Source organism: Enterococcus sp. DIV0755f, assembly GCF_051713725.1.
In the GTDB taxonomy this organism is placed as follows: Bacteria; Bacillota; Bacilli; order Lactobacillales; family Enterococcaceae; genus Enterococcus_D; species Enterococcus_D casseliflavus.
On the sequence record NZ_JBIOQL010000001.1, the window covers coordinates 1,519,745 to 1,541,533 of the forward strand.

Consider the following 21,789-nt stretch of genomic DNA (forward strand, 5'->3'; position numbering starts at 1 on the left):
GGTGATTGCATGGGGAAAAAAAGAATTTATGAACTTGCAAAAGAATGGAACAAATCGAGCAAAGAGGTTGTTGAAAAAGCACAATCTTTAGGCTTTAATGTCAAAAATCATATGGGCGCGATCTCAGATGGAGAGGCGCAGAAATTGCAGCAGTCATTAGGCGGCAATCCAAATGGTAAAACATCTGCAAACTCAAATCCCGCAAATCAGAAACCAGCCAACCAGCCGGAAAAACAAGAACAAAAGAAATTTAAAACGCAAAGAAATAATCCTAACTTCCAAAACCGTCATAACAATCAAAGTCAACAGCGAACTACGCAAAGCAATAACCGTCCTGCTGGTCAAGGACAAGTAGAGCGCACGAACAGTCAAGGAAGTAACAGACCAAATAACCAAGGAAGTCATAATCGAGTGAATAACCAAGAGAATCGTAACAATCATGGGCAACAAAACCGCCCAACAAACCAAGGACAACAAAACCGTCCGAATAATCAAGGACAGCAAAACCGTCCGAACAATCAAGGGCAACAAAACCGTCCGAATAATCAAGGGCAACAAAATCGCCCAAACAACCAAGGACAACAAAATCGTCCGAACAATCAAGGACAACAAAACCGTCCAAACAATCAAGGACAACAAAACCGTCCAAACAACCAAGGACAACAAAATCGTCCGAATAACCAAGGACAGCAAAACCGTCCAAACAACCAAGGACAACAAAATCGTCCGAACAATCAAGGGCAACAAAACCGTCCAGCCGCTCAATCTGCAGGAAATACGCAAGGGGCAGACCGCAACAACAACCGTACGCAAGGCTCGAATGATTCCCGTGGAGGAAATCAAAACCGAGGCAAGTCAAATTACGGTGGACGCAATAACAATTTCAACAACAACAATCGCAATAAATTTAACAAAAAAGGGAAAAAAGGCCGTCAGCAGACGGAAAAGAAACCGCCAGTTCCAGCACGTAAATTCCGTGAACTGCCAGAAGTATTGGAATATACAGAAGGCATGAACGTAGCGGATATCGCGAAAAAAATCTACCGTGAACCAGCAGAGATCATCAAGAAGCTCTTTATGATGGGGGTTATGGTCAATCAAAACCAACCTTTAGATAAAGATACGATTGAACTGCTTGCTACCGATTACGGAATCGAACCACAAGAAAAAGTTCAAGTGGATATCGCAGATATCGATAAATTCTTCGAAGCAGAAGAACAAATTGAAGAGAATTTAGTATCACGACCACCTGTTGTTACCATCATGGGTCACGTTGACCACGGGAAAACAACATTGCTTGATACATTACGTCATTCACGCGTAACAAGTGGTGAAGCTGGAGGAATCACGCAGCATATTGGGGCTTACCAAATCGACATCAACGGCAAACCAATCACTTTCTTAGATACTCCTGGACACGCGGCGTTCACCAGTATGCGTGCACGGGGAGCAAGTATCACTGATATTACGATTTTAGTTGTCGCAGCTGATGATGGTGTCATGCCGCAAACGGTGGAAGCGATCAACCATGCGAAAGCAGCAAAAGTGCCAATCATCGTTGCAGTTAACAAAATCGATAAACCAGGTGCTAACCCTCAACATGTGATGCAAGAATTAAGTGAACATGAGTTGATCCCAGAAGCTTGGGGTGGGGATACGATCTTCGTTGAAATCTCAGCGAAATTTGGGCAAAACATTGAAGAATTGCTTGAAATGATCCTCTTAGTAGCAGAAGTCGAAGATTTGAAAGCTGATCCTACCCAACGGGCGATCGGTACCGTTATTGAAGCGCGCCTTGATAAAGGCAAAGGTCCTGTAGCAACACTATTGGTACAACAAGGAACTCTTCATGTTGGTGATCCAATCGTTGTGGGGAACACTTTCGGTCGTGTCCGCGTGATGACGAATGATTTAGGTCGTCGTGATAAAGTAGCTGGACCTGCAACGCCAGTCGAAATCACAGGATTGAACGATGTCCCTCAAGCAGGTGACCGTTTCGTTACCTTTGAAGATGAAAAAACGGCTCGGGCAGCAGGTGAAGAACGTGCAAAACGTGCCTTGATGGAACAACGTGCATCAAGCAGTCGTGTGACATTGGATAACTTGTTTGAAAGTCTAAAAGAAGGCGAACTGAAAGAAGTGAACGTCATCATCAAAGCAGACGTACAAGGTTCAGCCGAAGCGTTAGCTGCGTCATTGAAGAAAATCGATGTTGAAGGTGTGCGAGTAAACATCGTCCATTCAGCCGTTGGTGCCATTAATGAAAGTGACGTAACGCTAGCAGCAGCAAGTAATGCCATCATCATCGGATTCAACGTCCGCCCTACACCGCAAGCCAAACAGCAAGCGGAAGCAGAAGAAGTCGATATTCGTTTGCATCGCATTATCTACAAAGCGATCGAAGAAATCGAAACAGCGATGAAAGGGATGCTTGATCCTGAATTTGAAGAAAAAATCACCGGTCAAATGATTGTTCGTGAAACCTACAAAGTTTCTAAAGTTGGTACGATCGCTGGTTGCTATGTGACGGAAGGCAGCATTCGCCGTGACAGTGGTGTACGGGTGATTCGTGACGGTATCGTCATCTATGAAGGCAAACTTGCCAGCTTGAAACGCTTCAAAGACGATGTCAAAGAAGTGAAGCTAGGATTTGAATGTGGCGCGATGATCGAGAAATTCAACGACGTAAAAGTCGATGATGTGATCGAAGGCTATGTCATGGAAGAAGTACCACCAAAATAAACGAAATGACAACTATACAAGGAGGCTTTTTGAATGGCTAACTATCGAGATCGCCGAGTGGCGCAAGAAATCTTAAAAGAAGTCAATCAAATTCTTCGTAAAAAAGTTCGTGATCCTCGCGTGCAAGATGTGACGATCACAGATGTACGAGTAACTGGAGATTTGCAGCAAGCAACGATCTTTTACAGCACCTTGACGGACTTGGCTTCAGATAAGCAAAAAGCCCAAGCAGGACTGGAAAAAGCAACTGGGTTGGTTCGTCGTGAACTAGGCCAAGCGCTAACGCTCTACAAAGTTCCAGAAATCCAATTCGAGTTGGATGAATCTGTACAATACGGGAATAAAATTGATGAAATGATTCGCGCATTGCACTCAGAAGAATAAAAAAAGAACAGCTTCCAGTCGAAGCTGTTCTTTTTTATTTGGAAAAAGCATCAGGAATTCATCAGTAAAGTAACCAGTCCAGCAACACCTGCCCCTAAGAGCCAACCACCGATCACATCTGTTAAAAAATGGATTCCTAAGTAGACTCTGCTAAAGCCAATCATAAAGCTAAGCAAAATTGCCAGTAAGGTCATCGGGATGACAGCTGAGGGAACCAATTGTCCAAGATTCAAGGCGATCGTTCCATACATGGCAGCGGATGTGGCAGCATGAGCACTAGGAAAGCTGTGATCTTTTTCTTCAACTAAACGATGATCAATAGGACGATCTCGTCGGACGATTCGTTTGATCAAGTAAGCAGCTGCTGATACTATGAAGATACTGACTGCTGTTTTTGGTGCAAGATCCGCCCGCGATGATGGAAAGGCAAACAACAGTAAAGCAATCGCAACTGTCGGAAAGGCTTTTCCTAAATTGGTAAAAAAGTGCATCATGCGCGTCAAAGAGGGCGTACGGCTTTGGATGATCTGCAAAGCAAACGCTTCTTCCCAACGCTGCATCGTGCCGAGCTGAATCATGATCAAAAAAATGGCAAATCCAATAAATGACCCTATCGTTAAAACAACCATTTTAGGACCTCCTTATATGCTTAGTTTATCATGTAATGAGAAAGAGCGAAAAGGATTTTGTCGTGCAATGAATTTTTTTTATATGTTATAATAAGCAAGTTGAAGTGAAATGGAGGAATACGATGGACGGGATTTTACCATTATGGAAAGAGCGTGGACAAACAAGTCACGACTGCGTGTTTAAATTACGAAAAATATTAAAGACAAAAAAAATCGGACACAGCGGCACACTAGATCCTGACGTGGATGGTGTCTTGCCCATTTGTATCGGAAAAGGAACGAAGATCGTCGAATACTTGGTTGATTCTGGAAAAGTCTACACCGGGGAAATCACTTTGGGCTTCAGTACCACTACAGAAGATCGGTCGGGGGATATCGTTGAACAACAAGCACTAACTCGTCCTTTTACGAAGGAAGAGATCGATCAGGCAATGAAACAGTTGACGGGGACGATTACCCAGATCCCGCCGATGTATTCGGCGGTCAAAGTCAATGGCAAACGACTTTACGAATATGCTCGCAACAATGAAACTGTCGAGCGGCCACAGCGCAAAGCAGAAATTTATTCCTTCAAACGAATTTCAGAGCCGGTTTTTCATGAGGACAATACGCAAAGCTGGCGTTTTGAAGTTTCTTGTGGAAAAGGGACTTATGTTCGCACGTTAGCGGTCGACACAGGGAAATTGCTGGGTGTACCCGCGCATATGTCTGATTTGACTCGCCTAAAAAGCGGTGGTTTTTCAAAAGAACAATCCTACACGATTGCAGAGGTGAAAAAGGCAGTCGATGAACAACGTGTTTCGGAACTACTACTACCTTTAGAATACGGGGTATCAGAATTTCTTCAAGTGACGATCGATGCAGACCTCTGGCAGAAAGTAAAAAATGGCATGCGTTTGCCCTTCAGCGCGTTTGGATTACCAAAGCGCCCAGAGGAATTAGTGGCGATTTTTTATCGAGAACAATTGATCAGTATCTATAAAGCTCATGACAAATATCAGGATATGATGAAACCGGTAAAAGTCATCCGTACAGAAATAGGAGAATGAATATGGAAATCATTGAAATAAGACACCCTTATGATCACGCAGCGATTCCTGAGGAGGAGATCGTCTTAGTTTTAGGCTTTTTCGATGGCGTGCATTTAGGTCATCAAAAAGTCATTGAAACAGGACGAAAGATTGCAGAGGAGAAAGGGTTAAAATTGGCGTTGATGACCTTTAATCAGCATCCCTCGATCGTTTTTCAAAAGGTTGATCCTGAAAAAATGCAATACCTGACCAGTTTGCCGCAAAAAGAAGCGCACATGGAACAACTTGGGGTAGATATTCTTTATATCATTGAATTTACTTCTGCTTTTGCAAATTTGGCACCGCAAGTATTTGTAGATGAATACATGATCGGACTGCATGCAAAAGTTGTTGTTGCAGGTTTTGACTATACCTATGGCAAGAAAGAGATAGCCAACATGGCGCTTTTGCCAACCTATGCAGAAGGACGTTTTGAAGTCGTGACTGTCGCGCAAGAATCGTTTCATGAGGAAAAGGTCAGCTCCACACGCATTCGCTCTGCACTACAAAATGGTGATGTGGCGCAAGTCAATCGCTTGTTAGGGTATATTTATGAATTTGAAGGAACCGTCGTTCACGGTGATGCTAGAGGACGAGAACTTGGGTTTCCAACCGCAAATATCAAAGTGAAGAGCACCGTTCGGTTGCCAAAAGAAGGCGTCTATGTGACGGAAATCAAAGTTGGTGACAAGTGGTATCCATCGATGGGATCGATTGGTCACAATGATACGTTTGGTCAAGGTCGCCAGTTAACAGTAGAGATTTATATTCTCGATTTTCACCAAGATATCTATGGTGAAACCGTGGCGATCCGTTGGCATCATTTCTTACGTGATCAAGTCGCTTTCAATGGCGCACAAGCGTTGATCGAGCAATTAAAGCAAGATGAACGAGACACTGAAGCTTATTTTGATGGGCTTTCTGAAGAAAACTAGTCATTCGTAGTGAAAAGAAGCGTTTCTGGCTTCTTTTCACTTTTTCTTTTTCTCTCTTTTTATAACGTAGTTTATTTGAATTCTAATGCTTTCCCCATGAGGAAAAAACGTTTTTTCGATATACTAAAAAATAGGCTAAAATGATAATTTATGCAGTACGCTGCAAAGGGAAAGGGAGAGAAAAAGTGACAATTGGAAAAAAAGCGAAAAAGGGGAAAGAAAAGAAAGATTTAACCAAAATGAAAACGCCGCATACGTATGTCATCATTTTTGGGGTCGTGCTGTTGGCATGGTTGCTGACTTTCTTAGTTCCTGCTGGGAAATTTAGTACACAAGAAATCGAGTATACCGATGCAAATGGGGACATAAGTACCAGAACGGTCTTGATGCAAGATTCGTTTCGTTATGCCTACCCGTTAGATAACGAATACGTCTATCAACAGTTGAATCAATTGGAAGACGATCCACAAGAGCTGGAAGAATTAGATGTCGATCCTGAGGCTTTAGCAGCTGTTCTAGCTGAAGGGCCTAAAGAGTTGTCCCAGAGTCAATTAGATGAGGTCGGGCTAACGGATGACACCCTTTACAGCCTTTATGGCGAAAAGATTTATGATACTTCAGAAAAACTGCATAAAACAGCCAAGGTTTGGGGAACCGATGACTTTGGCGGTTTCGGCTTTTTAAATTTTGTTTTTGAAGGGTTGGTTTCTGGCGACAAATACGGCTCAGCAGTAGGGATTGCAGCACTGATTTTAGTGGTCGGTGGTGCATTTGGTATTATCATGCAAACGGGAGCGATCGATGCGGGGATCTTTGCATTTATCAGCAAAACCCGTGGATTAGAACGTTTGGCATTGCCGCTGTTGTTCTTTGCTTTTTCATTTGGTGGTGCTACTTTTGGGATGGCAGAAGAAGTCATTCCGTTTTCGATGGTCATGGTGCCTTTCGTGATCGCATTAGGGTATGACTCGATCGTGGCGGTCACTGTCACCTATGTCGCCTCCCAGATTGGGAATGCCACCTCGTGGATGAGTCCATTTAGTGTGGCAGTGGCTCAAGGGATCGCAGGTATTCCCGTTCTTTCAGGCGCAACGTTCCGAATCATCATGTGGGTCGTGGTTACCGCATTATCCGCAGGATACCTCATGATCTATGCCGAAAGAATTCGCAAGAATCCTGAGAAATCGCTCACGTATCAATCAGATGCGTATTTTCGAAATCATCTTGAAAAAACCTCCAGTGAGCAAAAACCATTTTTATTAGGTCATAAATTGATCTTGGTTGAAATGCTGGCGGTCTTGATCTGGATCGTATGGGGTGTGACACAAAAAGGCTATTATATTCCCGAGATCGCTTCTCAATTCTTTGTTATGGGCTTAGGGGCAGGAATCATAGCGGTTCTTTTCAAATTAGAAAATATGGGCTTGAATGATGTGGCGAGTGCCTTTCAATCAGGGGCCTCAGAATTAGCGGGAACTGCAATCGTTGTAGGGATGGCCAAAGGGATTCTTCTGGTTCTCGGCGGTTCTGATGCCAACGTGCCGTCAGCCTTGAATACGATTTTGCACAGCATCGGTGGTTTGTTAAGCAATGTTCCAGCATTTATTGGGGCATGGTTCATGTACATTTTCCAAAGCTTCTTCAATTTGATCGTGACCTCCAATTCAGGTCAGGCTGCATTGACCATGCCGATCATGGCGCCATTAGCTGATCTTTTAGGTGTTTCAAGACAGATCGCTGTATTGGCTTATCAATTAGGCTCAGGCTTCATGGATGCCTTCACTCCAGTATCGGCAAGTCTGATCGGTGTGCTAGGTGTCGCAAGAATCGAATGGGTGAAATGGGCGAAATTCCAGATCAAAATGCAAGGGTTCTTATTTGTATTAGGAACGATCTTCATCTTTATTGCAGTCGCGATCGGCTTGCAATAAGAAGCAATCAGACACGAGGAGGAAGCACTCATGAAGGTGATACGACAAGCGGAGGTTTATGCGCCTGACTATTTAGGAAAAAAAGATATTCTTTTAAGCGAAGACAAGATCATTGCTATTGAAGATTCGATCGAAGGAGGATTCTCAGGGGTTCCTCTTGAAGAAATCGATGGCACAGGGTTACTTGCTGTTCCCGGCTTTATTGACTGCCACTTTCATATCTTAGGAGGTGGCGGGGAAGGCGGCTTTCAGAACCGGACACCAGAAGTGAAATTGTCTCAGCTGACCTCTGCGGGGGTAACGACAGTGGTTGGGTGTTTGGGTACTGACGGAGTAGGCAGAGATATGACTGCCTTGATCAGTAAGGCCCGTGGACTAGAGGCAGAAGGCATCACGACGTACTTGTATGACGGTTCTTATCGATTGCCATTGACTCCGGTCACCGATTCTATCATTCAAGATTTTTTGACTATTGACAAAATCATTGGTATCGGTGAAATTGCCGTTTCTGACCATCGTTCTTCACAACCGAGTTTCGAAGAATTTACCCGCGCGGTGGCGGATGCCCGTGTTGGTGGGATGCTTTCTGGAAAAGCAGGCATCGTAAACGTCCACTTAGGTGGAGGAAAGAGAAAATATGAGCTACTTTTACGAACCATCGAAGAAACAGAGATTCCAATCAGCCAATTTTTACCGACACATGCCAATCGGACCAGCGAGCTTTTCGAAGCAAGTATTGCTTTTGCAAAAATGGGTGGAACGATTGATTTTACGGCGAGTGAGGATCCTGATTTCTGGGAAAAAGAAGACGATGAGGTTCGCTTCAGTAAAGGATTGAAGCGTTTGTTAGCAGAAGGGATCGGGCTGGATCAATTTACCATGACCTCTGATGGGCAAGGTAGCCTCCCGTACTTTGATGAAAACAATCAATTCATAGGTCTGGGTGTCGGTAGTTCGCGAGCCTTGATGGTAGGCATTAAAGAAGCAGTCCAAAAAGAGCAGATTCCATTGGAGATCGCCATTCGAGCAATCACTTCTAATCCAGCGAAAGTATTGAAGCTTGATCAAAAGGGACGTCTTGCAGCAGGGATGGATGCTGATATTTGCTTGCTGAACAAAGAAACATTAGTAGTAGAAACGGTTCTAGCGAAAGGCAGAACGATGGTAGAAAAACAAGAAGTAAAAGTGTGGGGTACCTTTGAGCAACTAACATAAGAAGATTCCAGCTTTGACAAACTAAGAAAGGGTTGTTTTTCTAAACAGAGTTTTAGAACAAAATAAGCAGCCCGATCCATGACCAGCATTTACTGGACTTGATCGGACTGCTTTTTTCAATTAAACGCAAGCATTCTTAAGCTTGCAACGCATCCAATTTCTTCATATCTTCTTCAGAAATTTCAAAGTCAACTTTGGCATTGTCAGCAATGTATTCTTCATGAACGGATTTTGGCAATGGCAGAATGTCTTTTTGTAGCAAGTAACGAATTGAAAGTTGTGGAATAGATTTTCCATAAGCTTCCGCAATCGTCTTCACTGCATCGTTATCGAGTAAACGACCGGTGGCGATTGGAGAATAGCCTTCCACTAAAATTTCGTGGTCTTTACAAAATGCCAATAACTCTTCATTTGTGCGTCCAATATGGTAAACAAACTGGTTGACCATCGGTTTCACATCGCAATGATCAAAAATATTCTGTAAATCTTTTTGATCGAAGTTGGAAACACCAATTGATTTTACTTTCCCACTTAAGTAGGCTTCTTCTAATGCTTTCCAAACATCGATGTTTTCAAGATAAAAATCTTTGTTTTCTGGATTGTTTCCCATGATTTTCCAAGGACGAGGGGCGTGGATCAAAATCAAATCGATATACCCTAAGTCAAGTTTTTTTAGAGAAGCATCAATGCTATCAACCGCTTCTTGATAGGTCTTCAACTCAGCAGGTACTTTCGTGGTAACAAAAATTTCTTCGCGGGCAACGCCTGAATCGCGCACAGCTTTCCCAACCGCTTCTTCGTTTTTGTAAGCTGCCGCTGTATCGACATGTCGATAACCGTTTTGAATGGCAAATTTTGTGGCGTTGTAAGCATCTTCTGGAGAAGATTGCCAGGTTCCAAGGCCAATCTTAGGAATCGTCAGTTTGTTCTGCAAGGTAAATGTTTCTTGTAATATCACGTATCTCAACCTACTTTCATCGCTTTTTTTTGTTACATCTTCCATTATAAAACGTTTTCTTGTTTGAAACAAATCAGACGCTGAAACTTTTTCGGTAAATTGACTTTCAAAAGGATCTTTGATACATTATCAGCAACCTAGACGCAGAAAGATGTGGAAAAAATGGATTTTGTAAAAGAAGATTTTGCCTATTATCGGCGCTCTTTTGAGTTGATGTATCGCAGTTATTTCCGTAGAAGAATGATTGCCCTTGGTGTGGCGATTTTGATTATCTTAGGTTATTTATTTTTGTTACAAGAAAGTTTGCTTTTAAATATCATCTTGTTAGGTATTTTGCTAGGGATGATGGCGTGGCTGGTTTCACTTTATCAGAAGGCGAGTGAGGTCGTACGTGCTTTTGAAGAAGAAAATCAGGTGCCGCAAATTCATCAACTGACAGAATTCGAGGATCATTATGCGTTCCCAATGAACGATGGAACAACGATGCGCGTGAAGAAAAACGGCAATCGCAACTTCCCTTCCAATAATAAGCAGTACACGTTGATGGCAGGCTATAAAAAAGTTTTCTTTGTGCAACAACCCTTGATGATTTTTTACTATGACCTCTTGGAAATGAAGTATGATGAAGCGTATCGTTTGAAACGAAATCGCCAAAACGGGTTCAATCGTTGGTCGCGTTATTTCAGCTTTCGCTCCTTTAAAGGATCGATCGGCAATGTTTTTCAATTCTTGCTGGGAAATATTTTCTTCTTATTTATTGCGTATCGGTTGATCCGCTATCTGATCGATATTTTGCTGCACATTCTATAACGGTCGCCAAGGGGATGATTCTCATCGTTTTCATAGACTGGTGAAAAAGATGATAGGACTTAATTTTTTAAAAAAGGTATACTTAAGTCAGATAAGACAAGCAATTGTCTTTCAAGAATAAGAGTCCTGCTCTTGTTAAGTAAGCCGTCAGCAACAGCTTATCTATTGTGGCGCTAACAGTTTGGGGGAAGTGTTAGTTCTTGTAACAAACAGATTTTTTTCTGGGCGGGATAAGAACAAAAGCGGTATTTTACCGTACTTAATAAGAGTAGTGCTCTTAATTTTTGCTATGACTATTTGAAGACATCACTTCTTGGAAGTGGTGTTTTTTCTTGCCCAAAATAGTCCAAGTGATAGGAGAATTCTAAGAACTATGCTACAATGAGTGCCGATGCTCTCAGCGATGGGAGTAAAAAGAAGGTAGAGGAGAATCACTTAGGAATGCCTGAAGGTCAAACAATAAACGATCCATCTACAAAAAGCGCGCAAAATATTTCTGCGTATATACATATACCATTCTGTGAACATATCTGCTATTACTGTGACTTCAACAAAGTGTTTTTAGAAGGGCAGCCAGTGGATGAGTACATCGAAGCATTACTAAAAGAAATTGAGCTGACCCTCTTGCGTCAGCCTATCAATGAGGCGGAAACAATTTATATCGGCGGCGGGACGCCAACGTCGCTTTCGGCGAACCAGCTGGATCGATTGCTTTCAGGTGTGCATGAATTGCTACCGACCCACACAACCAAAGAGTTTACCGTGGAAGCAAATCCTGGTGATTTGAGTGAAGAAAAAATGCTGGTTTTGAAAAACCATCAAGTCACTCGCTTGTCGATGGGGGTCCAAACCTTTGATAATCGCTTGCTTAAAAAAATTGGCCGCAAGCATACCGCTGAAGATGTTTATTCAACCATTCAGCTGCTGGAAAAACATGATTTTCAGAATGTGACGATCGATTTGATTTATGCACTTCCGGGACAAAGCATAGAAAGCTTCCGTGATACACTGACGCGAGCGATTGATCTCGGGTTGCCTCACTATGCGATGTATTCCTTGATTTTAGAAAACAAAACCATGTTTATGAACTGGGTTCGCCAAGGGAGAATGGCGCTGCCTTCTCAAGAAGCTGAAACGCAGATGTTTGATGAGGCGATCGCCGCGATGACAAAAGCTGGCTTGAATCAATATGAAATCAGTAATTTTGCACGACCAGGGTATGAGTCCTTGCATAATCTAGTGTATTGGAACAATGAACATTATTTTGGCTTTGGGGCAGGCGCCAGCGGGTATCTTGGACAGACCCGCTACAAGAACAAAGGTCCAATCCAGCATTATTTGAAACCATTACAGGAAAATCAATTGCCAATCCATGAAACCGAAGAATTGACAACCAGTAATCAAATGGAAGAGGAACTGTTTTTAGGCCTTCGTAAAAAGGCTGGCATTTCAAAAATACGCTTTGCAGAAAAATTCGGGAAGTCTTTTCAGGAAATCTATGGTTCAACTAGCGAACAGTTGATTCAAAAAGGCTGGTTGGCTAGTCAAGGTGATCGTGTCTTTTTAACGAAAGCTGGGATGTTCATTGGCAACGAAGTGTTTGAAGCATTTCTCTTGGATGGAGAAAAATAAGGAAGAACAAGGAAGAGAAGTAGCCATTTCGCGCTGCTTCTTTTTTTGATTTCTTTTTTTAGCACTCTCTTAGAAAGAGTGCTAAAAAAGTGATGCAAATACTTGACATTCCTAGCAAATATGGTATATTTATAATCGTGTTAGCACTTAATAGGAATGAGTGCTAACGGAGGAGTGGATAAAATGTTGACACCTAGACAACAAATGATTTTACACCTCATCATCCAAAACTATACGAATACTGGTCAGCCCACGGGCTCGAAGCGATTGATGGAAGATGGGGTTGAAGCTAGCTCTGCCACCATTCGTAATGAGATGAAGGCACTGGAAGAAGCTGGACTTCTGCTAAAAACACATTCATCTTCAGGGCGTGTGCCATCAATAAAAGGGTATCGCTATTACGTTGATCACTTATTGAAGCCATCTGAAGTTGACCAAAACGAAATTCAAACCATTCGTCATTCTTTTGGAAAAGATTTTCATGAAATCAATGAAATCATCCAGCAGTCTGCCACGATCTTGTCCAACTTGACTAGCTATACAGCGTTGTCTCTCGGACCAGATATGAAGGAAAGGAAATTGACGGGCTTTCGAATCGTCCCTTTGAATGCACGACAGATCATCGCGATCATCGTGACGGATAAAGGAAATGTCGAAAATCAAGTCTTTACTCTTCCTGAATCGATGAGCAGCGAAGATTTGGAAAAAATGGTAAGGATCATCAACGACAAATTGATCGGTGAACCTCTAATGACGGTCTACCATCGATTAAGAACCGAGATTCCTATGATTCTGCATAAGTATTTTCAAACGACTGACGGAATCGTTGATCTCTTTGATACGATGCTGAGCCATATTTTTGAAGAAAAAATCTTCGTCGGCGGGCGAATGAATCTTCTGGATTTTGAACCGACGCAAGATGTTAGTCAGTTCAAATCGATGTATTCATTTATGAAAAACGCAGATCAGCTAACACAGCTGCTGGCGCCAAGAGATTCTGCGATTCAAATCAGAATCGGCTCTGAGCTTGGCAACGACTTGTTACAAAATATGAGTTTGATCCAAGCCAGCTATGAAATCGAAGGTCATGGACAAGGAACGATCGCTTTATTAGGTCCATCAAGTATGCCGTATTCACGGATGTTTGGATTGATGGAAGTTTTTCGAGGCGAGTTAGCAAAAAAATTGGCCGATTATTATCGCGCATTAGACGCTGCCAATGAATAAGCGGCAATGAAACAAATCGTAGAAGGGATGGTTGAAACGTGACGGAAAAAGAAGAGCGTTTAGATGAAGAATTAGATAAAACTGCTGAAGAAACCGCAGAAACAACTGAATCTTCAAATGAATCAACTGAAACTGAAGCACAGACTCCTCAACCAGAGGAAGAAGCAGTGGAAAAAAGCGAATTGGAACTTTTGCAAGAAAAGAATAACGAATTGGAAGATCAATTCCTGCGTGCTCGTGCAGAGATCGCAAATATCACTTCACGTAACCGCAACGAGCGGGAACTTTTACAAAAATACCGCTCGCAAGATCTTGGCAAAAAACTGTTGCCAGCAATCGACAATTTGGAACGAGCGATGGCAGCAGATGTCGATCAAGACCAAGCTGCGAATTTGAAAAAAGGCGTTGAAATGGTTCTTGAAAGTCTGCGTCAAGCCTTAAAAGAAGAGGGAATCGAAGAGATTCCTGCTGAAGGTGCAATGTTCGATCCGAACTTGCATCAAGCGGTGCAGACTGTACCTGCCTCTGATGAAACACCGGCAGACACAATCGTTACTGTCTTGCAAAAAGGGTATAAATTGCATGATCGTGTCTTGCGTGCAAGCATGGTCATCGTTGCACAATAGTTCTTTCTATCTATAAGTAGATGTTTAAATTAAAAAAGGGAGTGTATTACTTATGAGTAAAATTATCGGTATCGACTTAGGAACAACAAACTCAGCTGTTGCTGTCCTTGAAGGCGGCGAAGCAAAAATCATTACGAATCCAGAAGGAAACCGTACCACACCTTCTGTTGTCTCATTCAAAAACGGTGAGATCCAAGTAGGGGAAGTTGCAAAACGCCAAGCAGTAACAAACCCGAATACGATTTCTTCTATTAAACGCCATATGGGTGAAGCTGGATACAAAGTAGAAGTTGAAGGCAAATCTTACACACCACAAGAAGTTTCCGCAATGGTTCTTCAATACATCAAAGGATTTGCTGAAGACTATTTAGGTGAAAAAGTTGAAAAAGCAGTCATTACTGTTCCTGCATACTTCAACGATGCACAACGTCAAGCAACCAAAGATGCTGGTAAAATTGCCGGTCTTGAAGTAGAACGGATCGTCAACGAACCAACTGCCGCAGCTTTAGCTTATGGGTTAGATAAAACAGATAAAGATGAAAAAATCCTAGTCTTTGACTTAGGTGGCGGTACTTTTGACGTATCGATCCTTGAATTAGGGGATGGCGTCTTTGACGTATTATCAACTGCTGGGGACAACAACCTAGGTGGGGATGACTTTGATAACAAAATCATCGATCACATGGTAGCAGAATTCAAAAAAGAAAACGGCATTGATCTTGGAAAAGACAAAATGGCCTTGCAACGTTTGAAAGATGCTGCTGAAAAAGCGAAAAAAGACTTGTCAGGTGTAACAAGTACTCAAATCAGCTTGCCATTTATCACAGCTGGTGATGCTGGTCCATTGCACTTGGAAATGACCTTGACTCGTGCGAAATTCGATGAATTGACCGCAGACCTAGTCGAACGGACAAAAATTCCAGTACGCCAAGCTTTGAAAGATGCTGGCTTATCACAATCAGAAATCGATGAAGTCATCTTAGTTGGTGGTTCAACACGTATTCCAGCAGTAGTTGATGCTGTTCGTAAAGAAACCAATAAAGAACCAAACAAATCAGTAAACCCAGATGAAGTGGTAGCGATGGGTGCTGCGATCCAAGGTGGCGTGATCACAGGTGATGTGAAAGATGTCGTCTTACTAGACGTTACACCATTATCATTAGGTATCGAAACAATGGGTGCCGTCTTCACAAAACTGATCGATCGTAACACAACGATCCCTACAAGTAAATCACAAGTCTTCTCAACTGCAGCAGACAATCAACCAGCCGTTGATATCCATGTCTTGCAAGGAGAACGCCCAATGGCAGCTGACAACAAAACATTAGGTAGATTCCAATTGACGGATATTCCACCAGCACCTCGTGGCATCCCTCAAATCGAAGTAACATTTGATATTGATAAAAATGGGATCGTCAATGTTTCTGCAAAAGATTTAGGTACACAAAAAGAACAAAAAATCACGATCAAATCATCTTCAGGTTTATCAGATGAAGAAATCGAACGCATGGTAAAAGATGCTGAAGCAAACGCTGAAGCCGACAAACAACGCAAAGAAGAAGTTGATCTACGCAATGACGTCGATGCTTTGTTGTTCACTGTTGATAAAACATTGAAAGAGCTTGAAGGCAAAGTGGATGCAGACGAAGTCAAAAAAGCGGAAGAAGCTCGTGATGAGTTGAAAGCTGCACTTGAAGCAAACAACTTAGAAGAAATGAAAACGAAACGTGATGCTTTGAATGAAATCGTACAAAACTTAACTGTTAAATTATACGAACAAGCAGCACAACAACAAGCACAAGAAAATCCAGAAGCTGCACAAGGCGGCGCAGACGATGTGGTTGACGCCGACTTTGAAGAAGTAGACGGTGACGATAAATAATCGCTGTTTGTGAAAAAGCCAAAGTCACCGCTTTGGCTTTTTCTTATGAATTTGCGAAACGTATTTTTCTAGAGCGAATTATATGCTAAAATACGAGAGACGCAAGAATATAGTGGAGGGAAGCCAATGGCAGACAAAAGAGATTATTATGAGGTCTTAGGTCTACAAAAAGGGGCTTCGGATGACGAAATCAAAAAAGCTTATCGTAAGCTTTCAAAACAATATCATCCAGACATCAATAAAGAACCTGATGCAGAAGCAAAGTTTAAAGAAATTTCTGAGGCCTATGAAATATTAAGTGATTCCCAAAAAAGAGCTGCTTATGACCAGTATGGTCATGCTGGTACCGATCCGAACTACGGAGGCGGTTATGGCGGTGGATTCGGCGGCTTTAACAGTGGCGGATTCTCCGGTGGCGGTTTTGGTGGATTTGAAGACATTTTCGAATCGTTTTTCGGTGGTGGAGGCGGCAGAGCAGCCAATCCTAATGCACCTCGACAAGGAGCGGACTTGCAATATGCGGTTGATCTTTCCTTTGAAGAAGCGATTTTCGGAGTGGAAAAAACTGTTCAATACAATCGTGAAGAAACCTGTCATACCTGCGGTGGGAACGGGGCAAAACCAGGTACTTCACCAGAAACCTGTCATAAATGTCATGGTGCAGGTACCATCAATGTTGAACGTCAAACACCGCTTGGTCGTGTGATGAGCCGTCAAACCTGTGATGTTTGTCATGGAACTGGGAAAGAAATCAAAGAACCATGTACAACATGTCATGGTACTGGCCATGAAAAGAAAAAACACAGTGTGAAAGTCAACGTACCTGCAGGTGTCGAAGATGGACAACAAATGCGCTTGTCTGGTCAAGGAGAAGCTGGCACCAATGGTGGTCCTTATGGTGATCTGTACGTTGTTTTCCGAGTGGAAGAAAGTGATATTTTTGACCGTGATGGGTCGGAAATTTATTACGAACTGCCGTTAAACTTTGTCCAAGCTGCTTTAGGCGACGAAGTCAATGTACCAACGGTTCATGGGAATGTGAAATTAAAAATTCCAGCTGGTACGCAAACAGGCACAAACTTCCGCTTACGCGGTAAGGGAGCCCCTCGCTTACGGGGAGGCGGCAATGGCGATCAACAGGTCAAAGTGAAGCTGATCACACCTAAGAACTTAAATGAGGAACAAAAAGAGGCATTGCGGGCTTATGCAAAAGCCAGTGGCCATGAAACGAACGAACAACAACCAGAAGGATTTTTTGATAAAATGAAAGATGCTTTTGGTGGGAAAAAGAAATAACCATGAAAAAATCCAACTCATGCCCTTATAAAACCATCCGTTTTATAAGGGCATGAGTGTTTGTATGGCTATAAATGTGCAGTATGGGCAAGAATCGAATCTTCTTGGCCATCTTTTTTTCTTTTCCTTTGAAATCGCTTGCTTAGTGTGTCACAATAAAAGTAGACCAATTAAAGGAGGAGATACAATGGAAAGAATATTTGCGAGTCCGTCACGATACGTTCAAGGAAAAGGGGTCTTGAAGCATGGGTTATCCCATATCAAAGATTTAGGAAAGAAAGTGCTTCTTTTGACCGATGAAACTGTTTGGAAAATTGCCGGTGAAGAACTATTTGAGAACCTGAAAGCAGCCGAGTTAGATCCGGTAAAAGAAATTTTTGGTGGAGAAGCTTCTGCAAATGAAATCGATCGTATCGTCTCTAAAGCCAAAAGTGAATCAATCGAAGTGATTGCCGCATTAGGTGGTGGGAAAGCCATCGATACTGGGAAAGCTGTTGCAGATGAATTGAAAATACCGATTGCTGTTTTGCCAACGATTGCCTCCACTGATGCACCAACTTCGGCACTTTCTGTTATTTATACTGATGAAGGTCGTTTTGAAAAGTATCGTTTTTATAACAAAAATCCTGAACTTGTCTTAGTGGATACCGCTGTGATTGCCAAAGCGCCTGCCAAATTGCTAGCCGCTGGTATTGCGGATGCACTCGCAACCTATGTCGAGGCACGTGCTGTTGCTCGAAGCCATAGTAAAAATATGGTCGGCGGGGTGCAACCAATTGCCAGCATGGCGATCGCTGAAAAATGCGAAGAGATCCTTTTTGAGAATGCCTTAAAAGCCTATCAAGCGAATAAAAAACAAGTCGTTACCGAAGCTTTTGAACAAATCGTGGAAGCCAACACTTTGCTTAGTGGATTAGGCTTTGAAAGTGCAGGTCTGGCAGCAGCTCATGCGATTCATAATGGCTTGACAGCCCTTGAAGGAGACGTTCATGATCTGACCCATGGTGAGAAGGTTGCTTACGGAACACTCACTCAATTGATGCTGGAAAATGCAGATCCTGAAGAGCTCGACCAATATATAGAATTGTATCAGGCATTAGAATTACCGACGACATTATCCGACATGCATCTTGCGGAAGCCAGCGATGCAGACCTATTAAAAATTGGCGAGCAAGCAACCATCGAAGGGGAAACGATCCACAATATGCCATTTCCGGTTTCTGCAGAAGATGTTGCAGCAGCGATCAAAGCCGTGGATGCCTATGTGAGTGCTTACTATCCTCTATGATGTTATTTTATTAAAGATCATCAATGTGTGCTCGGTGATTTCAAAAAACGTTTGACAATAAAAAAGAGTCGTGCTATTTTGATAACAAGCAAATTAAAGGAGGGAACAAGACATGACAAACGTCAACACACAAACTACCTGTTGTTGTTGTATGGTGCAAAAAGCAGCATACCGATTTGTCATGCCTATTATTAGTTCCTTTGTCGCAGAAGATCGCTGAAGTTTCTTTAGTGATTCACTTCTATCCGGATAAGACGACATTTTTTTGGGGTACTGATGTAATAGTCAGTACCCCTTTTTGTTTGCTGTTTTTTACCGCTTTCATTGGCGACGGCTGATGATTGCAAATGAAAATGAGTACATGAAGCATACGAGTTGTGCCAAACAAAGTTGAGCGAGGAGTCGAGCGATGATCGTTAATAATATAAAAGCATTGATTGGGCACACCCCATTCTTTGAATTTGATGCCGCAGCATTTGGCGGCAAAAAGGGAAGTACCATCTATGCGAAACTTGAGTATTTAAATCCTGGTGGAAGTATCAAGGACCGCTTAGGAAAGTATTTGATCGATGAAGCGTTTCGCGAGCATGTGATCGATCATGAGACAACCGTTATCGAACCGACAGCGGGAAATACTGGAATTGGTTTAGCTTTAGCTGGAATCGAGTATGGCTTAAAAATGATTTTTGTCATTCCTGAAAAATTTAGCCTTGAAAAGCAGCAACTGATTGAAGCGTTGGGCGGGACCATCGTTCATACGCCCACTGAAGCAGGCATTCAAGGGGCGATTGAAAAAGCAAAGGAAATAGCAAAACAGCTACCAAATAGTTATATGCCAATGCAATTTCACAATCAAAACAATCCTGCAGCCTACCAAGCAACCTTAGGCCCAGAGATCTTTCAGGAGTTATCTGGAAAAATTGACAGCTTTGTTGCTGGATCTGGCAGCGGGGGGACCTTCGCGGGTGTCGCAACATACTTAAAGAAGCAAAAATCAAGCACTCGACTTGCTGTCGTTGAACCAGAAGGATCGATCTTAAATGGCGGGCCTGCCCATGGACATGAGATTGAAGGGATCGGTGTTGAGTTCATTCCACAATTTTTTGACGATTTGCTTATTGATCAAATTTATACGATCAGTGATGCTGAAGGCTTTGCTTTTACTCGTTACTTGGCAAGAAACTATGGTTTGCTTGTTGGAAGTTCAAGTGGAGCGGCGATGGCAGCAGCAGTAAAAGAAAGCCTCGAATTACCAACTGGAAGCTCGATCGTTACCGTCTTTCCAGATGGAGGCGATCGCTATCTATCAAAACAGATTTATGCGGGTGAATCAGCAATCACCCCATTCATAGGAGGAGTAAACCATGCATTTTAATACAAAAGTAATCCACGGCGGTATCAGCGAAGACGAAATGACTGGTGCTGTTAGTGTGCCAATTTACCAAACATCAACCTATCGGCAAAATGCTCTTGGTCAGCCAAAGCAATATGAATACAGTCGTTCAGGCAATCCAACTCGATTTGCCTTAGAAGAATTGATTGCGGATCTGGAAGAAGGCGCCCAAGGGTTTGCTTTTGCCTCTGGATTAGCAGCCACCCATGCGGTCTTCTCGCTGTTTCAGACTGGAGACCATGTCATTTTAGGGGATGATGTATATGGCGGGACGTTTCGTTTGCTCCATCAAGTATTAGAAAAAAGCGGATTGTCTTATACACTTGTCAAAACAAATGAGCTAGCTGCCGTTGAAGCAGCCATCCTTCCAGAAACCAAAGCGATCTTTCTGGAAACGCCGACTAATCCATTATTGAAGATCACGGACATCGCAATCGTTGCCCAACTAGCTAAAAAACAGGACATTTTGACGATCGTGGATAATACCTTTGCGACCCCTTACTTTCAAAAGCCGCTACAATTAGGCGCAGATATTGTGATTCACAGTGCTACCAAGTATCTCGGTGGACACAGTGATGTAGTAGCTGGGTTAGCGGTTGCCAAAGAGCCGCAAATCGCCAAAAGAATTGCTTTTTTACAAAACGCCATTGGTGGTGTATTGGGGCCTCATGATAGCTGGTTGATTCAACGAAGCATCAAAACTCTTGCTTTGCGAATGGAAGCACATCAAAACAACGCGATGAAAATTGCTCACTACTTACAAGCACATCCAGCTGTCGCAAACGTGTATTATCCAGGATTGATTGCCCATGAAGGACATGAGATCGCCAAATCACAGATGTCTGGGTATAGCGGTATGATATCTTTTGAACTAAACGATGAATCGAAAACAGCAGAATTTGTTGAATCATTAAAGATTTTTACTTTAGCAGAAAGCTTAGGTGGCGTGGAAAGCTTGGTAGAAGTGCCAGCCGTGATGACCCATGCCTCGATCCCTAAAGAAATTCGTGAGCAATCTGGGATCAAAGATGGCTTGATTCGGTTGTCTCTCGGCATCGAAGACGGTGAGGATCTGCAGGCAGATTTAGAGCAAGCGTTTGAAAAGGCAGGTAGCTAGTGATGGGGAGAGAGTTTATTCCAATTTTTTCTGACTGGGCAGCTGAGTACGATGAAACAGTTGCAGGTAAGGATGAAGAATATCGAGCGGTTTTTTTCAAATATGAACAGTTACTCGCTGAAATAGCTGAAAAAGCAGGGCAGTCTGTGGTAGAATTTGGTAGTGGAACTGGAAATCTAACACAAGCTCTGCTTGATCAAGGAAAAAACGTGCTGGCAATCGAGCCATCGCCAGAGATGCGGCGAATCGCCAAGTCAAAACCCAGTCTTTCTAAAGTGACTTTTGTAGATGGGGATATGGAGGTTTTTCCTGAGATCACGGATGTGATTGATACGATCGTTTCTACCTATGTTTTTCATCATCTTACGGAGGACGAAAAACAACGGGCAATCGGCAAATATGCTGCGATGCTGCCCAAAGGTGGGAAAGTGCTTTTCGGGGATACGATGTTTCTTTCTCTAGCCCACCAAATGGAACGAATCGATGAAGCACGGCAAGCTGGTCACCAGCGACTAGCCGCTGATCTGCAAAGAGAGTACTATCCAGTTATAGCGGATATCGAACGATACTTTCGTCAGCATGGGTTTACCAGTCGTTTTAAGCAGATCAATGAGTATGTTTGGCTTGTGGAAGCACAAAAAGAGTAGGAGAGAA

The 21,789-nt window shown here is 42.7% G+C and carries 18 protein-coding genes; 16 read left to right on the forward strand and 2 right to left on the reverse strand.

All coding sequences use genetic code 11. The features are described from left to right. The first annotated feature begins 9 nt into the window (after positions 1–9). Together infB and rbfA are read left to right on the forward strand one after the other, a co-directional pair. Positions 10–2,742 (forward strand): translation initiation factor IF-2, encoded by a 2,733-nt coding sequence (gene infB / locus IGI73_RS06870; RefSeq protein ID WP_428206312.1) that lies wholly within the window; start codon positions 10–12, stop codon positions 2,740–2,742. A 33-nt stretch (positions 2,743–2,775) separates the two neighbouring features. Continuing rightward, positions 2,776–3,126: a 30S ribosome-binding factor RbfA gene (gene rbfA / locus IGI73_RS06875; RefSeq protein WP_005225925.1), complete on the forward strand. Its 351-nt coding sequence runs from the start codon at positions 2,776–2,778 to the stop codon at positions 3,124–3,126. A 50-nt stretch (positions 3,127–3,176) separates the two neighbouring features. Here the strand turns inward: rbfA and IGI73_RS06880 are convergent, their stop codons facing one another. Beyond that, the gene (locus IGI73_RS06880) at positions 3,177–3,755 is read right to left on the reverse strand and encodes a phosphatase PAP2 family protein (protein ID WP_015509588.1); all 579 of its coding nucleotides are present in this window, start codon (positions 3,753–3,755) and stop codon (positions 3,177–3,179) included. A gap of 122 nt (positions 3,756–3,877) precedes the next feature. Here IGI73_RS06880 and truB point away from each other — a divergent pair, with 122 nt between their 5' ends. The 4 genes from truB to iadA all read left to right on the forward strand — a co-directional run bounded on the left by truB (position 3,878) and on the right by iadA (position 8,906). Continuing rightward, positions 3,878–4,804, forward strand: coding sequence for a tRNA pseudouridine(55) synthase TruB (gene truB, locus IGI73_RS06885; RefSeq protein WP_428206311.1), 927 nt, complete (start codon positions 3,878–3,880; stop codon positions 4,802–4,804). 2 nt (positions 4,805–4,806) lie between these two features. Next, on the forward strand, positions 4,807–5,760 hold the full coding sequence (gene ribF, locus IGI73_RS06890) for a riboflavin biosynthesis protein RibF (protein WP_170927522.1): 954 nt from the start codon (positions 4,807–4,809) through the stop codon (positions 5,758–5,760). Positions 5,761–5,999: 239 nt separating this feature from the next. Next, positions 6,000–7,691, forward strand: a complete 1,692-nt coding sequence (yfcC, locus tag IGI73_RS06895; RefSeq protein WP_170927566.1) for a putative basic amino acid antiporter YfcC — start codon at positions 6,000–6,002, stop codon at positions 7,689–7,691. 30 nt (positions 7,692–7,721) lie between these two features. After that, complete coding sequence (iadA, locus tag IGI73_RS06900; protein WP_074934019.1) at positions 7,722–8,906, forward strand: beta-aspartyl-peptidase; 1,185 nt, start codon at positions 7,722–7,724, stop codon at positions 8,904–8,906. A gap of 136 nt (positions 8,907–9,042) precedes the next feature. Here the strand turns inward: iadA and IGI73_RS06905 are convergent, their stop codons facing one another. Continuing rightward, positions 9,043–9,909, reverse strand: a complete 867-nt coding sequence (locus tag IGI73_RS06905) for an aldo/keto reductase (RefSeq protein ID WP_074536422.1) — start codon at positions 9,907–9,909, stop codon at positions 9,043–9,045. 117 nt (positions 9,910–10,026) lie between these two features. Here IGI73_RS06905 and IGI73_RS06910 point away from each other — a divergent pair, with 117 nt between their 5' ends. The 10 genes from IGI73_RS06910 (at position 10,027) to IGI73_RS06955 (ending at position 21,782) form a co-directional block, all read left to right on the forward strand. Then, positions 10,027–10,674 (forward strand): hypothetical protein, encoded by a 648-nt coding sequence (locus IGI73_RS06910; RefSeq protein ID WP_087627395.1) that lies wholly within the window; start codon positions 10,027–10,029, stop codon positions 10,672–10,674. A gap of 441 nt (positions 10,675–11,115) precedes the next feature. Then, positions 11,116–12,306 carry a radical SAM family heme chaperone HemW gene (hemW, locus tag IGI73_RS06915; RefSeq protein ID WP_086295222.1) on the forward strand — a complete coding sequence of 397 codons (1,191 nt, stop codon included), beginning with the start codon at positions 11,116–11,118 and terminating at the stop codon, positions 12,304–12,306. A 183-nt stretch (positions 12,307–12,489) separates the two neighbouring features. Then, a complete protein-coding gene (gene hrcA, locus IGI73_RS06920; protein ID WP_005225934.1) occupies positions 12,490–13,533 on the forward strand; it encodes a heat-inducible transcriptional repressor HrcA in 1,044 nt (347 codons plus the stop codon). 38 nt (positions 13,534–13,571) lie between these two features. Further along, positions 13,572–14,159, forward strand: coding sequence for a nucleotide exchange factor GrpE (grpE, locus tag IGI73_RS06925; RefSeq protein ID WP_005225935.1), 588 nt, complete (start codon positions 13,572–13,574; stop codon positions 14,157–14,159). A gap of 52 nt (positions 14,160–14,211) precedes the next feature. After that, a complete protein-coding gene (gene dnaK, locus IGI73_RS06930) occupies positions 14,212–16,041 on the forward strand; it encodes a molecular chaperone DnaK (protein ID WP_005225936.1) in 1,830 nt (609 codons plus the stop codon). Between the two features lie 126 nt (positions 16,042–16,167). Next, a complete protein-coding gene (gene dnaJ / locus IGI73_RS06935) occupies positions 16,168–17,337 on the forward strand; it encodes a molecular chaperone DnaJ (protein WP_005225937.1) in 1,170 nt (389 codons plus the stop codon). A gap of 187 nt (positions 17,338–17,524) precedes the next feature. Beyond that, positions 17,525–18,625, forward strand: a complete 1,101-nt coding sequence (locus IGI73_RS06940) for a glycerol dehydrogenase (protein WP_081116845.1) — start codon at positions 17,525–17,527, stop codon at positions 18,623–18,625. A gap of 409 nt (positions 18,626–19,034) precedes the next feature. Next, the gene (locus IGI73_RS06945) at positions 19,035–20,000 is read left to right on the forward strand and encodes a PLP-dependent cysteine synthase family protein (RefSeq protein ID WP_428206310.1); all 966 of its coding nucleotides are present in this window, start codon (positions 19,035–19,037) and stop codon (positions 19,998–20,000) included. Then, positions 19,990–21,135, forward strand: a complete 1,146-nt coding sequence (locus IGI73_RS06950; protein WP_428206309.1) for a cystathionine gamma-synthase — start codon at positions 19,990–19,992, stop codon at positions 21,133–21,135. Before IGI73_RS06945 ends, IGI73_RS06950 begins: the two co-directional genes overlap by 11 nt. Before the next feature lie 2 nt (positions 21,136–21,137). Further along, a complete protein-coding gene (locus IGI73_RS06955) occupies positions 21,138–21,782 on the forward strand; it encodes a class I SAM-dependent methyltransferase (protein ID WP_010748111.1) in 645 nt (214 codons plus the stop codon). Positions 21,783–21,789 lie beyond the last annotated feature (7 nt).

Bases quoted from the DNA above. Each gene is read 5' to 3' on its own strand.
- rbfA (WP_005225925.1), top strand. From the start codon at position 2,776: ATGGCTAACTATCGAGATCGCCGAGTGGCGCAAGAAATCTTAAAAGAA.
- IGI73_RS06905 (WP_074536422.1), bottom strand. From the start codon at position 9,909: ATGGAAGATGTAACAAAAAAAAGCGATGAAAGTAGGTTGAGATACGTG.
- dnaJ (WP_005225937.1), top strand. From the start codon at position 16,168: ATGGCAGACAAAAGAGATTATTATGAGGTCTTAGGTCTACAAAAAGGG.
- infB (WP_428206312.1), top strand. From the start codon at position 10: ATGGGGAAAAAAAGAATTTATGAACTTGCAAAAGAATGGAACAAATCG.
- dnaK (WP_005225936.1), top strand. From the start codon at position 14,212: ATGAGTAAAATTATCGGTATCGACTTAGGAACAACAAACTCAGCTGTT.
- IGI73_RS06945 (WP_428206310.1), top strand. From the start codon at position 19,035: ATGATCGTTAATAATATAAAAGCATTGATTGGGCACACCCCATTCTTT.
- IGI73_RS06910 (WP_087627395.1), top strand. From the start codon at position 10,027: ATGGATTTTGTAAAAGAAGATTTTGCCTATTATCGGCGCTCTTTTGAG.
- IGI73_RS06880 (WP_015509588.1), bottom strand. From the start codon at position 3,755: ATGGTTGTTTTAACGATAGGGTCATTTATTGGATTTGCCATTTTTTTG.
- IGI73_RS06950 (WP_428206309.1), top strand. From the start codon at position 19,990: ATGCATTTTAATACAAAAGTAATCCACGGCGGTATCAGCGAAGACGAA.
- hrcA (WP_005225934.1), top strand. From the start codon at position 12,490: ATGTTGACACCTAGACAACAAATGATTTTACACCTCATCATCCAAAAC.
- IGI73_RS06940 (WP_081116845.1), top strand. From the start codon at position 17,525: ATGGAAAGAATATTTGCGAGTCCGTCACGATACGTTCAAGGAAAAGGG.
- IGI73_RS06955 (WP_010748111.1), top strand. From the start codon at position 21,138: ATGGGGAGAGAGTTTATTCCAATTTTTTCTGACTGGGCAGCTGAGTAC.
- truB (WP_428206311.1), top strand. From the start codon at position 3,878: ATGGACGGGATTTTACCATTATGGAAAGAGCGTGGACAAACAAGTCAC.
- yfcC (WP_170927566.1), top strand. From the start codon at position 6,000: ATGAAAACGCCGCATACGTATGTCATCATTTTTGGGGTCGTGCTGTTG.
- ribF (WP_170927522.1), top strand. From the start codon at position 4,807: ATGGAAATCATTGAAATAAGACACCCTTATGATCACGCAGCGATTCCT.
- iadA (WP_074934019.1), top strand. From the start codon at position 7,722: ATGAAGGTGATACGACAAGCGGAGGTTTATGCGCCTGACTATTTAGGA.
- hemW (WP_086295222.1), top strand. From the start codon at position 11,116: ATGCCTGAAGGTCAAACAATAAACGATCCATCTACAAAAAGCGCGCAA.